Origin of the sequence: Spirillospora sp. NPDC048911, from assembly GCF_043198015.1 — a bacterium.
Classification (GTDB): Bacteria; Actinomycetota; Actinomycetes; order Streptosporangiales; family Streptosporangiaceae; genus Spirillospora.
On the sequence record NZ_JBICUD010000002.1, the window covers coordinates 1,167,940 to 1,180,537 of the forward strand.

The following is a 12,598-nucleotide window of genomic DNA, read 5'->3' on the forward strand; positions in this document are numbered from 1 at the left end:
TTGAGGTACTCAACAATGTGCGAGCTCAAGGAGTAGGGAATGGTCACGGAGACAGGGCGGGAAAGCGGTACCGGGGAGCGGATGCGGGCTCGCGGGATCACGGTGGTGGCGACGGTGCTCACCACGGTGGCGGTCTGGGCGGTCGCCGCGCTGGCGTTCGGGCAGGACGACCTCGTCGTCCAGCAGCCGGGTCAGGACGCGATGGAGCTCGGAGCCGGGCAGGTCGTGTTCTTCTCGCTCGTCCCGGCCCTGCTCGGCTGGGCGTTCCTCGCGGTCCTGGAGCGGTTCGTCCCGGCTCGGGCCCTGACCGTCTGGACCGTCGTGGCGGCCGTCGTCCTGGTGCTCTCGTACCTGCCGTTCGTTCAGGTCGAGGCCACCGGTGGCACGAAGGTCACGCTCGCCCTGCTGCACCTGGTGGTCGCCGGGGTGCTCATCACGGGATTCAGAAGAGCGGGCCGACGAGGTTGAGCCCGGGATTCGCGTCCGACGCGTAGAGGGCGAAGAAGCCGAGCGCGGCGCCCGCCAGCCCGACGTCCTTGTTGAACTGGATCATCTCCATCTGGCGGGCCTCGGGGCTCTCCTGCCTCCAGAAGTCGTGGAACAGGACCGCCGTGAGCACCAGGAACGGGACCAGTGCCAGGGCGGCGAGGTCCGGCCAGATGCCGAGGATGAGCATGACCGCGGCCAGGCCGATGTAGACGCCGGAGACCTGGACGGCGAGCTTGGGTTGCGGGAGTTTCTTGCCGGCCGCGTAGCCCGCCATCGCGTCGGCGGAGGTCAGATGCCCGAAGGCGGAGCCGAGGAAGAGCGCGGCGAAGAGGATGCGGCCGATCAGTGCGATGACGTCCATGATTCCTCCTGGCGGATCATCGTGTGCCCGTCCTACCCATGATCGGAGATCATCGAACGCGGAAAGTTGAAGATTGAACGAAGGATGATACAACCTAACGAGCGCTTGGTTGGCCAAAAGTGGCCGTGGGCATCCTCACATACAGGTGGGAATGCAAGTCGTGGCACACTGGTTGGCAAGCAGTGAACGCGTGCTCCGGGGTCGGTGAAAGTCCGAACCGGCGGTGACAGTCCGCGACCCGGCCGAAGCCATCGGCCGGTTGACCCGGTGGAACTCCGGGACCGACGGTTAAAGTCCGGATGGGAGGCAGCGCGCTGTACACCCCTGTACCCAGGGGTGCCGTCTTTCGTCGTACGTCCCCGGAGCCCCTATGCACAGGCATATGAGGAGGCCCGGGAGATGTTCACCGGCATCGTCGAGGAGCTCGGCGAGATCGAGGCCATCGAGTCCGTCCACGACTCGGTCAAGCTGACGATCCGCGGCCCGCTCGTCACCCAGGACGCCGTGCACGGCGCCTCGATCGCGGTCAACGGCGTCTGTCTCACGGTCGTCGACGTCAAGGACGAGACCTTCACCGCGGACGTCATCCAGGAGACCCTCGACAAGTCCAGCCTCGGCGCCCTCGAGCCCGGCTCCCGCGTCAACCTCGAACGCCCCGTCCGCCTGTCCGACCGGCTCGGCGGGCACCTGGTCCAGGGCCACGTCGACGGCGTCGGCGAGATCGTCTCCCGCGAGCCGGGGGAGCGCTGGGACGTCGTCACGTTCTCGCTCCCCGCGCACCTCAGCCGCTACCTGGTCGACAAGGGCTCGATCACCATCGACGGCATCAGCCTCACCGTGGTCGAGGCGGGCGCCGACCGCTTCAGCGTCGCGCTCATCCCCACCACGCTGTCCCTCACGACGCTCGGCCACAAGAAGCCCGGCGACCCGGTCAACCTCGAAGTCGACGTGGTGGCCAAGTACGTGGAACGAATGCTCGCGCCGGAGGCGCGCAATGGGCACAGCGGTGAGCGCCTCGGCGCCGCTGCGGCCGGTGGTGCGGCGTGAGCTGGCTGAACGCGAGCTTCACGCTCTTCGGCGAGCACATCCTCTGGACCGATCTCATCGGCAACGTGCTCTCGCTCGCCGTCGTGTGGCTGGCCATGCGCAAGACCATCTGGACCTGGCCGGTGCAGCTCGCCGGCGCCCTCCTGCTGCTGGCCGCCTCCTGGCACGCGGCCGCCCCCGGCAACGCGCTCAAGCAGGTGCTCTTCATCCTGCTGGCGTCCTTCGGCTGGTGGAGCTGGTCGCGCGGCAAGCGTTCCGACCACGGCCTGCTGGTGCGCCAGGCGACGGTGCGCGAACGCGTCGTGCTGCTGGCCGCGCTGGCGGTCGGCACCGCCGTCGTGGCGCAGCTGTTCATCCACCTCGACTGGCTCAAGGTGGCCTGGTCGCCGTGGGCCAACGCCTACATCTTCGTCGGCAGCGCGGTCGCGACGTTCGCGCAGAGCCGCGCCCTGGTCGACTTCTGGATCATCTGGGTGCTCGTGGACCTGGTCGGGGTGCCGCTGGCGCTCAAGTCCGGGCTGTACGTCTCGGCGGCGGTCTACGGGATCTTCTTCGTCATGGTGATGGCCGGGTTCCGCAACTGGCTCCGGGAGTCCCGGGACCGGCGGCAGGCGAGCCCACGGAACAAGGCGGTGACCGCATGAGCGGCAACGACGACGACAACGGGATCTTCGACTCGATCGAGGACGCGATCGCCGACATCGCGGCCGGCAAGCCGGTCGTGGTGGTCGACGACGAGGACCGTGAGAACGAGGGCGACATCATCTTCGCGGCGGCCAAGTCGACGCCCGAGCTGCTCGCGTTCACCATCCGCTACACCAGCGGGGTGATCTGCGTGCCGATGGAGGGCGCCGATCTCGACCGGCTGCAGATCCCGCTGATGACCGCGCAGAACACCGAGAAGCTGCGCACCGCCTACACGGTCAGCGTCGACGCCCGCGACGGCGTGGCCACGGGAATCTCGGCGGCCGACCGGGCCAAGACGATCCGTACGCTGTGCGACTCGGCGACGGAACCGTACGAGCTCGTCCGCCCCGGCCACATCTTCCCGCTGCGCTACCACCCGGGCGGCGTGCTGCGCCGGCGCGGCCACACCGAGGCCTCGGTCGACCTCGCCCGGATGGCCGGCCTGCACCCGTCGGGCGTGCTGGCCGAGGTGGTCAACGACGACGGCACCATGGCGCGGCTGCCCGAGCTCCAGGTGTTCGCCAAGGAGCACGGCCTCAAGCTGATCTCGATCGAGCAGCTCGTCGAGTACCGCAAGCGCACCGAGTCGATGGTCCAGCGGGTCGTCGAGACGCGGCTGCCCAACCGCTTCGGCATGTGGCGCGCGGTGGGCTTCGCCAGCGCCATCGACGGCGGCGAGCACGTCGCCATGGTCTACGGCGACCTCGGCGACGGCGAGGACGTGCTGATCCGCGCCCACTCCGAGTGCCTCACCGGCGACGTCCTGCACTCCGAGCGCTGCGACTGCGGCACCCAGCTCGACGCGGCCATGGAACGCATCAGCGCCGAGGGACGCGGCGTCGTCCTCTACCTGCGCGGGCACGAGGGCCGGGGGATCGGCCTGCTGTCCAAGCTGCGGGCGTACGCGCTGCAGGACAACGGCTCCGACACCGTCGACGCCAACCTGGAGCTCGGCCTGCCCGCCGACGCGCGCGAGTACTCCAATGCCGCCCAGATGCTGCTCGACCTCGGCGTACGCTCGATCCGCGTGCTCACCAACAACCCGGCCAAGCTCCGGGGCCTGGCGGGCTTCGGCCTGGACGTGCGGGGCCGCGAGGGCATGCCGGTCGTGGTCACCGAGCACAACCGCCGCTACCTGACGGTCAAGCGCGACCGTCTCGGACACGAGATCGAGGACCTGTAAATGAGCGGAGCAGGACGTCCCGAGGACCGTACCGTCGACGCCGGGGAGCTGACCCTCGGCATCGCCTGCACCCGCTGGCACGGGCAGATCACCGACAAGCTGTTCGAGCGGGCCCTCGACGCCGCCAAGGCGTGCGGCGTCGCCGAGCCCGTCGCGGTGCGCGTCGCGGGCGCCCTGGAGCTTCCGGTCGTCGCCCAGCAGATGGCCCGCGATCTCGACGCGGTCGTCGTCCTCGGCGCCGTGATCCGGGGCGAGACGGCCCATTTCGACTACGTGTGCGACTCGGTGACCGCCGGTGTGACCCGCGTCGCGCTCGACGAGTCGACTCCGGTGGGCAACGGGGTGCTCACATGTGACACCATTGAGCAGGCACTGGATCGCAGCGGGCTGCCGGGCAGCCATGAGGACAAGGGATGGGAGGCGACTGTGGCCGCACTCGACACGGCTCTGACCCTGCGAGGTCTGCGGCATCACGGTCACGCCGGGCATCGCGCGGAGCATCTGAGCTCCTGATCACCCGGACTCCCGTACGACATCCCATCGAAAGGCTTCATCGTGCTGTCTCTCGTACTGCCCAAGGGCTCTCTCGAAAAGGCGACCCTCGAGCTGTTCGACGCCGCCGACCTGACCGTCCGGCGGTCCTCCGACCGTGACTACCGCGCGCAGATCGACGATCCGCGCATCGACCGCGTGCGCGTGCTGCGCCCGCAGGAGATCCCGACCTACCTCGAACAGGGGCTCTTCGACCTCGGCATCACCGGCCGCGACTGGATCACCGAGACCGACTCCGACGTCGTCAGCCTCGGCGAGCTGAAGTACTCCAAGGCCACCTCCAACCCGGTCCGCGTGATCATGGCGGTGCCGGCCGACGCGCCCTGGCAGAGCGTCTCCGACCTGCCCGAGGGCGTCCGGATCTCCACCGAGTTCCCGGCGATGACCAAGCGGTTCCTGGAGCGCCACGGCGTCAAGGCCAAGGTCGTCCCCTCCTACGGCGCCACCGAGGCCAAGGTCCCCGACATCGTCGACGTGATCGTCGACCTCACCGAGACCGGCTCGTCGCTGCGCAAGAACGGCCTGCGCATCCTCGACACCCTCCTGACCAGCTACACCGAGCTGGTCGCCAACCGCGAGGCCTACGAGGACGCCGACAAGCGCGCCGCGATGGAAGACGTCGCCCTGCTCCTCCAGGGGGCGATCCGGGCCCGGGGCAACGTCCTGCTCAAGCTCAACGTCGCGTCGTCGGACCTCCAGGCGGTCCTCGACATCATGCCGGCGATGGCCTCGCCCACCGTCACCGCGCTCGCGGGCGGCGAGTCGAACGCGGTCGAGAGCGTGGTCGCCAAGCGCGGCGTCAACACGCTCATCCCGGCCCTGAAGGCCGCCGGCGCCCACGACATCCTCGAGATCCCGATCTCCAAGATCGTTGACTGACGCACCGGCCCTGCCGACCGTGTGGCGCCCCCGCACCACCCGGCTCGTCGCCTACGCCACGGCGGGCGCGATCGTGCTCGGCATGTTCGTGCTCGCCGTGGTGGTGGCGCCCCAGTTCAAGGTGTTCGACCGCGTCCTGATGGTCGTGTTCGGCCTGTTCATCGCCTGGATCCTGCACATGCTCGCCCGCTGCAAGGTGGCCGCTGACGACGCCGGCCTCACCGTGGTCAACGCCTTCCGCACCCGCCGCCTGGAGTGGCCCGAGGTCCTCGACGTGACCATGTCGGCAGGCGAGCCCTGGCCGACCCTGGACCTGGCCGACGGCACGTCCCTGGGCGCCATGGGCATCAACGGCGCCGAGAAGACCCTGGCCGCCCACCAGCTGGCCGAGCTCCAGCTCCTCGTCCACGAACGAGGCGAAGCCCCCGACCCCCAATGACCGGGATGCCCGGCCCGGCTCCGGTCCACACAGCTGAAGGCCCACCCCACAGGCAGAATGCTGCGTAATATTGCTGCTCCTCTGGCGGCGTCTCGTTCCGTCAGCGCTCCTGAGCAGAAAGTGACGAAATGGGTTTCGCGCCACTGCCGGACTGGGTCATACCTCCGACCGGTGGGTTCACCGCCGATGACTTTCTGAAGATGCGCGGCCTTCCCCGCCACATCGAGCTGATCGACGGAAGCCTCATCTTCGCGAGCCCTCAGCAAAAGTGGCACGTTCGTGTGGTCGATCTGCTCACCAATGAGCTGGACCGACAGGCACCCGGACATCTGAGAGCCCAACGGGACATGTCGGTCCGGCTGGCCAAGCGGCAGGTGCCCGAGCCGGATGTGCTGGTCGTGACCGCCGAAGCGTTCGAGCGGGACGAGCCGTCCACGTATTACTTCCTGGAGGACCTCGTACTGGCCGTCGAGGCGGTCTCACCGGAGTCCGAGGACCGTGATCGGGACACCAAGCCACGCAAGTACGCGGCGGCGGGGATCCGGCATTTCTGGCGCGTCGAGAACGACGAGGGCCGCACTGTCGTCTACGTGTACGAACGTGATCCGGCCACCGGATGCTACGGCCTGAGCGGCATCCATCACGATCAGTTGAAGGTCTCTGTGCCCTTCGACATCGAGATCGACCTCAACGCGGTCGGACGTCGCTAGGTCGAAGTGGTTGTGGTGGGGGGATTAGGCGGGTGTGTGTCGGTCCGGGGGCCTAGGATCAGCGCCGTGACGTCGGGACAGAAGGTGGTCGACGGCCGGTTCGAGCTGATCGACCGGCTGGGCAGCGGGGGGATGGGCACCGTCTGGCGTGCCCGCGACATGGCCTTGCATCGCGAGGTGGCGCTGAAGGAGGTGCGTCCGGCGGGGGCCGACCCGGCCCGGGACGATCCCGAGATGGCGCGGCAGATGCGCGAGCGGGTGCTGCGGGAGGCCCGGGCGCTCGCCCGGATCGACCATCCGAATGTCGTGCGGATTCACCACATCGTTGACGAGCCCGACATGGACTATCCGTGGCTCGTCATGGAGCTGGTACGGGGTGGTTCGCTGAGCGGGCGGCTGGCCGAGGGTGATCTGTCGCCCGCGGAGGCGGCGGTGGTCGGACGTGGGGTCCTCGGGGCGCTGCGGGCGGCACATGAGGCCGGGATCTGCCACCGTGACGTGAAGCCCGCGAACGTGCTGCTGCGGACGGACGGCAGCCCGGTGCTGACGGACTTCGGCATCGCGGCGATCGACGAGGCGTCGCGGCTGACGATGACCGGCGGGCTGGCCGGGTCACCCGAGTACATCGCGCCGGAGCGGCTGCACGGTCAGGAGGGCGACCCGGCGTCCGACCTGTGGTCGCTCGGCATGCTGCTGTACGTCGCGGTCGAGGGGCACAGTCCCATGCGGCGCCCCACGACGGCCGCCACGCTGGCGGCCGTGTTGCGGGCGCAGGTTCCGCCGCCTTCGCGGGCCGGGGCGCTGACCGGCGTGCTGCAGGCCCTGCTGGTGCCCGATCCGGCGGCGCGGCCGACGGCGGACCAGCTGGACCGCATGCTCGCCCAGGCGGCGATCGGGCAGACGACGCCCGAGCCGTTCGCGTTCCCGCCCGCCCCGCCCAGCGAGCCGCGGTTTCCGCCGCCGGGGCCGCCGAGCGAGCCGCCGTTTCCACTGCCCACGGCGCCGGGGGTCGGCGGTCGCCCCACCGGGCCGGGACTCGGTCACACGACAGGGCCGGGGTTCGGGAGGCAGCCCAAGAAGTCGCGGCGGGGGCTCAAGATCGTGCTCATCGCCCTTCCCCTCGGCGCCGTCGCGCTCGCCGGGGTGCTGCTGATCACCGTGGTCGTGGTCGTTTCGCAGTTCTGGGACGCCACCAAGCAGGAGATTCCTTCCGGCAGCAGCCTGCGGCCCCGTGGCGGTGAGCCGAGGACGGGGACGGAGACGGGGGGCAAGAAGGTCAATCTGCTGACGCCGGCGGGCATCAAGCAAATGATCGCGGCGTTCGAGAAGGCCACCGGGAGCAAGCGGTTCGTGGGGGCCACGATCTATCCCGATTACGCCTACGCCAAGGTCCCCCTGCGCGCCAACAAGAAGTACTACGACGAGTACGAGTACCGCGAGGGGCAGGTATCGCGGCAGCGCGAGGGCGGCAAGATCGACTCCGAGGACGGCCTCGTCGACCTCACGACCTTCAAGTGGGACGCCGTCCCGACGCTGTTCCGCTACGCGGAAAAGAAGCTGGAGGCGGTCAAGCCCGTCAACCGCTACATCATCGTGGACCCGGCCTGGACCTTCTACGGGGACAAGCCGGTCATGATGTTCTACCTGTCGGGCGCTTACAGCAGCGGCGGCTACATCGCGGCCAACCAGAAGGCCAAGGTCGTGTACCGCAGCGAAAGCTGACAGTCGGCCAAGCGAAGCTTGTCCGTTGATAGGTGGCTGGGTGGGGCTGGAGGACGGTCAGTCGATGTTGGCGCCGGGCTCCACGGGGGCGACGTTGAGGACGCTCGTGGCGCGGACGCCGAAGCCCCAGTTGAGCATCTTCATGGCGTCGGTGAAGCGCACCTGCTCGGTGGTCTTCGAGCTGTTGAGCACCACGCCGATGAGGGTGCGCTTGCCGCGCTTGGCGGAGAACACCAGCGAGTAGCCCGCCAGGTCGGTCGTGCCCGTCTTGATGCCGACGGCGCCGCGGTAGGACTTCAGGAGGCGGTTGGTGTTCGTCCAGCGGTAGGTGCCGTGCCCGCCGCCCGCCTTGAGCGTGTAGCTCTTGCGGGCGACGATCGCGCGGAACTCCCTGTTCTTCATCGCGTAGTCGGCCAGCTTGATCTGGTCGCGCGCGGTCGAGTTGGTCGCGGTCCCGGACGGCCAGGGGAGCCCGTCGAAGTTGGCGTACTTGGTCCGGGTCATCTTGAGCTGGCGGGCCGTCTTGTTCATCTTCGCGACGAAGCCCTTCCAGCCCGGGCCGTAGGTGTCGGCGAGGACGTAGGCGGCGTCGCATCCGGACGGCAGCAGCATCGCGTTGAGGAGCTGGCGCACGGTGAGCCTGTCGCCCACCCGCAGCCAGGCCCGGCTCGCGTCGTTCTTGTTGACGTAGTCGATGTGCTTCTTCTTGACCGTGATCTTCCGGTCGAGCTTGCCGCCGCGGATGACCACCATGGCGGTCATCAGCTTGGTGATGCTCGCGATGGGGCGGCGGGTGTCGGCGGCGCGCGACCAGCGGGTCTTGCGGGTGCCGCTGTCGTAGAGGAAGGCCGACTTGGCGGCGACCCCGGCTGGACCGGCGGCGGCCGAGGCAGGGGCGAGCGGCGCGGCCGGGGCGGCCTCCGCTGAGATCGGGATCGTGACGAGCGGCGCGGTCACCACGACCGCGACCGTCGTACGCGTGGTCCAGCGCATGGTCGATCCCATGACGTCCCCCGTTCACATCGGCCACATAGGCCCCACTGATGGCGAAAGGAGACTGCCAGCCCCGGGACGGCCGCCGCAGGGGAATGATCAAATTGGCGTGATCTGGTCAGTCGGCATGATCCGGTCAGTCGGACGTTCCGTCCGGCGGACGTTCGGTCAGGCGGTGAGGAGCGTCGCGGCGCCGGCCCCGATGAGCGCGACCGCCCAGACCCGGTCGAGGTTGAACCAGGCGCGGCGGAGGATCGCCAGGCCGACGATCTCGTACACCGCGACCGCGACGACCCCGGCGACGGTGAACATCGCGAGGGTGTGCACGCCCGTGACGAAGACGCCCGCGGACAGCCCGTCGGCGGCGTGCCGGTGCCCGGACGGGGTCGTGGTGAGCACGGGCAGCAGCATGAGCCCGGCGCCGTGCACCGACGACATGAGGAACGACCAGCCCGCGAGCTGCCAGAGCGTGAGGCGCATGCCGACCCAGCGGAAATGCCGCTGGGACAGCAGGCGCCACAGCCCGAAGCCCACCAGGAGCGCGCCTCCGGCGATCGCCACCACCTGCGTGGCGACGACCGACCGGGTCAGCGACACCAGCACGGCCACGACGCCCACCGACGCGGCGTGCCCGGCGGCGATGGCGGGCAGCGACTGCAGCACCAGCGCGCGGCTGCGTTCCTGGAGCCCGCGGGCGACCGCGAAGAGCCAGCCCATGCCGGGATTGAGGCCGTGGAACGCGCCCAGGACGAGCAGGGCCGCGAGCGATCCCTGCTCCACGGAGGGCAGGGTCACGGATAGCAGTAGGAGTCGGAGGACGCGTCGCCGCCTTGCAGCCGGGTCTGGTGCGGGCGCAGGCCGCGGAAGTCGTCGCCGTGCGGGAAGAACCGTTCGTCGAACGTGAAGCCCTCCGGCGTCGAGTCGAGCTTGGCCATCCACGCGCCGACGCCGTCGGGGAAGAACTGGTCGTCCCATGCGCCGTACAGCGAGTTGGTCACGTACACCCGCGTGCCGTCGCGGCTGACCTCCACCATCTGCGGGCCGCCGGCGAGCGGCTGGTCGGGCGCGGCGGGATGCGGGGTCCGGCCCGCGATGCCGCCGATGCGGACCGAGCCTGCCTCGACCGGGTTGAACGGGTCGCTCACGTCGTAGCGCTTGAGCTCGCCGGTGCCCCAGCACGACACGTACAGCCACTGGTCGTCCACCGACAGGTCGATGTCGCTGACCAGCGGCGGCACCGCGCCGAACGGCTGGATGACCGGAGGGAGCGTCGCGGGGTCGGCGACGGCCTCGGCCGGGATCGAGATGACCTTCTTCGCCGCCCAGGTGTCGCCGTCGCGGTGCCAGAGCCAGACCGAGGCCGACAGGTCCTCGACGCTGACCACGACGCCGGCGAACCCGTAGAGCTTGGTCGGGTCATGGGCCGGGCGTAGCTCCAGCGCCATCTGGTGCTCGTCGCCGAGGTCGACGGTCTGGACGTGCTTGCGCTTGCGCAGGTCCCAGAAGTGCAGCGCGTGCCCGTACTTGCGGCCGAGCAGCAGTTCGGCGACGACCCCGTCCTCGATCATCGAGGGCGTGCCCCATTCGGAGGTCACCAGCACGTCGTGCGCGATGTGCCACCAGGCGTCGTACGCGAAGTACTGCGGGCCCCGGTCGACCTCCCATCGGCCCAGCACTTCGAACGAGGTGTGGTCGAGCAGCGCGATCCCGCCGGGCCCGTCCTCTCCGTCGGCGCCGCCCAGCGCCGTCACGTAGAGGCCCGCCGGGCCGCAGTGCACGGTGTGCGGCCGCGAGTAACCCGCGCGCTTGGCGAGCTCCGCAGCCTCCAGGGTCTTCACCAGCTGGGGCTTCAGCGGGTCGTCCTTGGTGTCGAAGACGTGGATCCGCGACGACCGCAGCCCCGGCACGATCAGGTAGCGGCGTTCGACGTGCGGATGCGGCGCGTAGGGGCACAGCGCGCTGCTGCACGCGTTCCAGCCGAAGTGGTGCAGCTCGTCGCCCGTGCTCGGCATGTCGGCCCAGCCGACGACGCCGCCGTAGGAGTCCGAGCCGGGATCCACGTCCAGCACCGCGATCGCGTCGGGTTTGGCCGCGGCACGGTCGAACGCGGCGACGTAGGCGAGCTTTTCGGGGGGTGCGGAGACGGCGTCGCGCGGCGAGGCGTAGAAGGTGGGATCGGGCTTCCAGAGTGCCATGGTTCCTCCCGTTATCTGTGCATGCTTCTCCCTCGTTGTGACACCGGCAAGAGGCGGCTACGAGATCCTTACGGGATGCCGGACGACCGCGCCGAAGAGATAGCCGAGGGTGTTGTACGGGGCGGTCGCGGGCTGCCCGGCGCCGGTCTCGTCCACGGCGCGCGCGAGCAGCTCGTACGATCCCGGGGTCTTGGGGCGCCACGGGAACTCCCAGCGCACCCAGCCTCGTGATCGGGGCGGCCCGATCGTCCGGGCGTGCCGCCAGGTGGCGCCGCCGTCGACGCTCACCTCGACCCGGCGGATCCTCCCGTTGCCCGACCAGGAACGCCCGGTCAGCACGTGCGTGCGGCCCCCGGTGAGCTGGGCGTCCCAGGGGAGTTCGAAGGCGCTCTTCACGTTCATCCGCGTGAGCGGCGAGCTGCCCTCCGCCGGGTGGTCCGGCCCGAACAGCCGGTAGAAGCGCGTGTTCCACGGCGAGAACAGCGGCCGGTCCGCCACCTCGATGTCGCCGAGCCACTTGATGGACGCGATCCCCACCCAGGACGGCACGACGAGGCGGACCGGGTGGCCGTGGTCGGGGGCGAGCGGTTCGCCGTTCATCTCGTACGCGAGCAGCACGTCCTTGAGGGCCTTGGCGACCGGGAGGGGACGGCGCACGCGGCCGAGGTTCTCGCCCTTGTCGACGTACTCGGGGTCGAGGCCGCGCGGGAGGAGGTCCACCGCCCGCCGGGTCAGCCCGGCGCGTGCCAGCACGGTCGACAGTGGGACGCCGCGCCAGCGCGCGACACCGACGGCGCCGAGCTTCCACGGTGTGCCGGAGACCTGCTGCCCCTGTTGCGAGGTGTAGAAGCTCCGGCCGTTGCCCGTGCACTCGATGGACGCGGTGACGGTCTCGGCGCGCAGGCCGAGCAGATCCTCGTACGAGAACTCGATCGGGTGATCGGGGTCCGGCGCCCCGCGCAGACCGCCGCCCCACAGCTTGAGCCGCCAGGTGCGCGCGTCGATGAGCGGCGTGGCGGTGTGGTTGCGGACGAAGAACCGGTCGACCGGCGTGTGCTGCCCGGTGCCCTTGAGCGCCTCCCACCGGGTCTCGGCGTTCGTGCCGTGCGTGATGAAGAGCTCGGGCGGCAGCGGCTTGACGATCGGGCCGCCGGGGGCGAGCCCCCGGACGGGCACGGCCGCGCGGGCCGAGCCGGTTCCGGCGAACGCGGCGCCGAGGCCCACGCCGGCGGTGGCCCGGAGCATGCCCCGGCGGGACAACCGGCTCCATTGCTCGCCGCGCACCCGCTCGTACGTGGCCTCGTCGGTGAGGTCAGGCTCCATGGAACCGATCGTCCGCCA

At 69.9% G+C, this 12,598-nt stretch carries 14 protein-coding genes and 1 riboswitch; of the genes, 9 read left to right on the top strand and 5 right to left on the bottom strand.

The annotated features are described in order from the left end of the window. The first annotated feature begins 39 nt into the window (after window positions 1-39). Window positions 40-468 (top strand): DUF6069 family protein, encoded by a 429-nt coding sequence (locus ACGFNU_RS12730; RefSeq protein WP_392592922.1) that lies wholly within the window; start codon window positions 40-42, stop codon window positions 466-468. Here ACGFNU_RS12730 and ACGFNU_RS12735 read toward each other — a convergent pair. Further along, a complete protein-coding gene (locus ACGFNU_RS12735; RefSeq protein WP_392592924.1) occupies window positions 443-850 on the bottom strand; it encodes a DoxX family protein in 408 nt (135 codons plus the stop codon). The genes ACGFNU_RS12730 and ACGFNU_RS12735 overlap by 26 nt on opposite strands. Window positions 851-1,036: 186 nt before the next feature. Further along, a riboswitch (FMN riboswitch) is annotated at window positions 1,037-1,167 on the top strand. A gap of 82 nt (window positions 1,168-1,249) precedes the next feature. Here ACGFNU_RS12735 and ACGFNU_RS12740 point away from each other — a divergent pair. From ACGFNU_RS12740 to ACGFNU_RS12775, 8 genes are all read left to right on the top strand, one after another. Continuing rightward, window positions 1,250-1,897, top strand: coding sequence for a riboflavin synthase (locus ACGFNU_RS12740; RefSeq protein ID WP_392592925.1), 648 nt, complete (start codon window positions 1,250-1,252; stop codon window positions 1,895-1,897). After that, window positions 1,894-2,541, top strand: a complete 648-nt coding sequence (gene pnuC, locus ACGFNU_RS12745) for a nicotinamide riboside transporter PnuC (protein WP_392592927.1) — start codon at window positions 1,894-1,896, stop codon at window positions 2,539-2,541. The genes ACGFNU_RS12740 and pnuC overlap by 4 nt, the downstream gene beginning before the upstream one ends. Continuing rightward, window positions 2,538-3,767: a bifunctional 3,4-dihydroxy-2-butanone-4-phosphate synthase/GTP cyclohydrolase II gene (locus ACGFNU_RS12750; RefSeq protein WP_392592929.1), complete on the top strand. Its 1,230-nt coding sequence runs from the start codon at window positions 2,538-2,540 to the stop codon at window positions 3,765-3,767. The genes pnuC and ACGFNU_RS12750 overlap by 4 nt, the downstream gene beginning before the upstream one ends. After that, a complete protein-coding gene (ribH, locus tag ACGFNU_RS12755) occupies window positions 3,768-4,280 on the top strand; it encodes a 6,7-dimethyl-8-ribityllumazine synthase (protein ID WP_392592931.1) in 513 nt (170 codons plus the stop codon). A gap of 42 nt (window positions 4,281-4,322) precedes the next feature. Then, window positions 4,323-5,198, top strand: coding sequence for an ATP phosphoribosyltransferase (gene hisG, locus ACGFNU_RS12760; RefSeq protein ID WP_392592933.1), 876 nt, complete (start codon window positions 4,323-4,325; stop codon window positions 5,196-5,198). After that, entirely contained in the window at window positions 5,191-5,637 is a 447-nt protein-coding gene (locus tag ACGFNU_RS12765; RefSeq protein WP_392592935.1) for a PH domain-containing protein, read from the top strand. Before hisG ends, ACGFNU_RS12765 begins: the two co-directional genes overlap by 8 nt. Before the next feature lie 128 nt (window positions 5,638-5,765). Continuing rightward, a complete protein-coding gene (locus tag ACGFNU_RS12770; RefSeq protein ID WP_392592937.1) occupies window positions 5,766-6,347 on the top strand; it encodes a Uma2 family endonuclease in 582 nt (193 codons plus the stop codon). Between the two features lie 66 nt (window positions 6,348-6,413). Next, a complete protein-coding gene (locus tag ACGFNU_RS12775; protein ID WP_392592939.1) occupies window positions 6,414-8,069 on the top strand; it encodes a serine/threonine-protein kinase in 1,656 nt (551 codons plus the stop codon). 57 nt (window positions 8,070-8,126) lie between these two features. Here the strand turns inward: ACGFNU_RS12775 and ACGFNU_RS12780 are convergent, their stop codons facing one another. The 4 genes from ACGFNU_RS12780 to ACGFNU_RS12795 all read right to left on the bottom strand — a co-directional run bounded on the left by ACGFNU_RS12780 (window position 8,127) and on the right by ACGFNU_RS12795 (window position 12,580). Beyond that, complete coding sequence (locus ACGFNU_RS12780; RefSeq protein WP_392592941.1) at window positions 8,127-9,074, bottom strand: D-alanyl-D-alanine carboxypeptidase family protein; 948 nt, start codon at window positions 9,072-9,074, stop codon at window positions 8,127-8,129. Window positions 9,075-9,230: 156 nt separating this feature from the next. Further along, window positions 9,231-9,842 carry a hypothetical protein gene (locus ACGFNU_RS12785; protein WP_392593518.1) on the bottom strand — a complete coding sequence of 204 codons (612 nt, stop codon included), beginning with the start codon at window positions 9,840-9,842 and terminating at the stop codon, window positions 9,231-9,233. An 11-nt stretch (window positions 9,843-9,853) separates the two neighbouring features. Next, window positions 9,854-11,257: a selenium-binding protein SBP56-related protein gene (locus ACGFNU_RS12790; protein WP_392592943.1), complete on the bottom strand. Its 1,404-nt coding sequence runs from the start codon at window positions 11,255-11,257 to the stop codon at window positions 9,854-9,856. 57 nt (window positions 11,258-11,314) lie between these two features. Then, complete coding sequence (locus ACGFNU_RS12795) at window positions 11,315-12,580, bottom strand: sulfite oxidase (protein ID WP_392592945.1); 1,266 nt, start codon at window positions 12,578-12,580, stop codon at window positions 11,315-11,317. Window positions 12,581-12,598 lie beyond the last annotated feature (18 nt).

Coding starts and splice junctions, on each gene's coding strand:
- ACGFNU_RS12795 (WP_392592945.1), bottom strand. CDS start 12,580: ATGGAGCCTGACCTCACCGACGAGGCCACGTACGAGCGGGTGCGCGGC.
- ACGFNU_RS12790 (WP_392592943.1), bottom strand. CDS start 11,257: ATGGCACTCTGGAAGCCCGATCCCACCTTCTACGCCTCGCCGCGCGAC.
- ACGFNU_RS12750 (WP_392592929.1), top strand. CDS start 2,538: ATGAGCGGCAACGACGACGACAACGGGATCTTCGACTCGATCGAGGAC.
- ribH (WP_392592931.1), top strand. CDS start 3,768: ATGAGCGGAGCAGGACGTCCCGAGGACCGTACCGTCGACGCCGGGGAG.
- ACGFNU_RS12735 (WP_392592924.1), bottom strand. CDS start 850: ATGGACGTCATCGCACTGATCGGCCGCATCCTCTTCGCCGCGCTCTTC.
- ACGFNU_RS12770 (WP_392592937.1), top strand. CDS start 5,766: ATGGGTTTCGCGCCACTGCCGGACTGGGTCATACCTCCGACCGGTGGG.
- ACGFNU_RS12780 (WP_392592941.1), bottom strand. CDS start 9,074: ATGGGATCGACCATGCGCTGGACCACGCGTACGACGGTCGCGGTCGTG.
- ACGFNU_RS12740 (WP_392592925.1), top strand. CDS start 1,250: ATGTTCACCGGCATCGTCGAGGAGCTCGGCGAGATCGAGGCCATCGAG.
- ACGFNU_RS12730 (WP_392592922.1), top strand. CDS start 40: ATGGTCACGGAGACAGGGCGGGAAAGCGGTACCGGGGAGCGGATGCGG.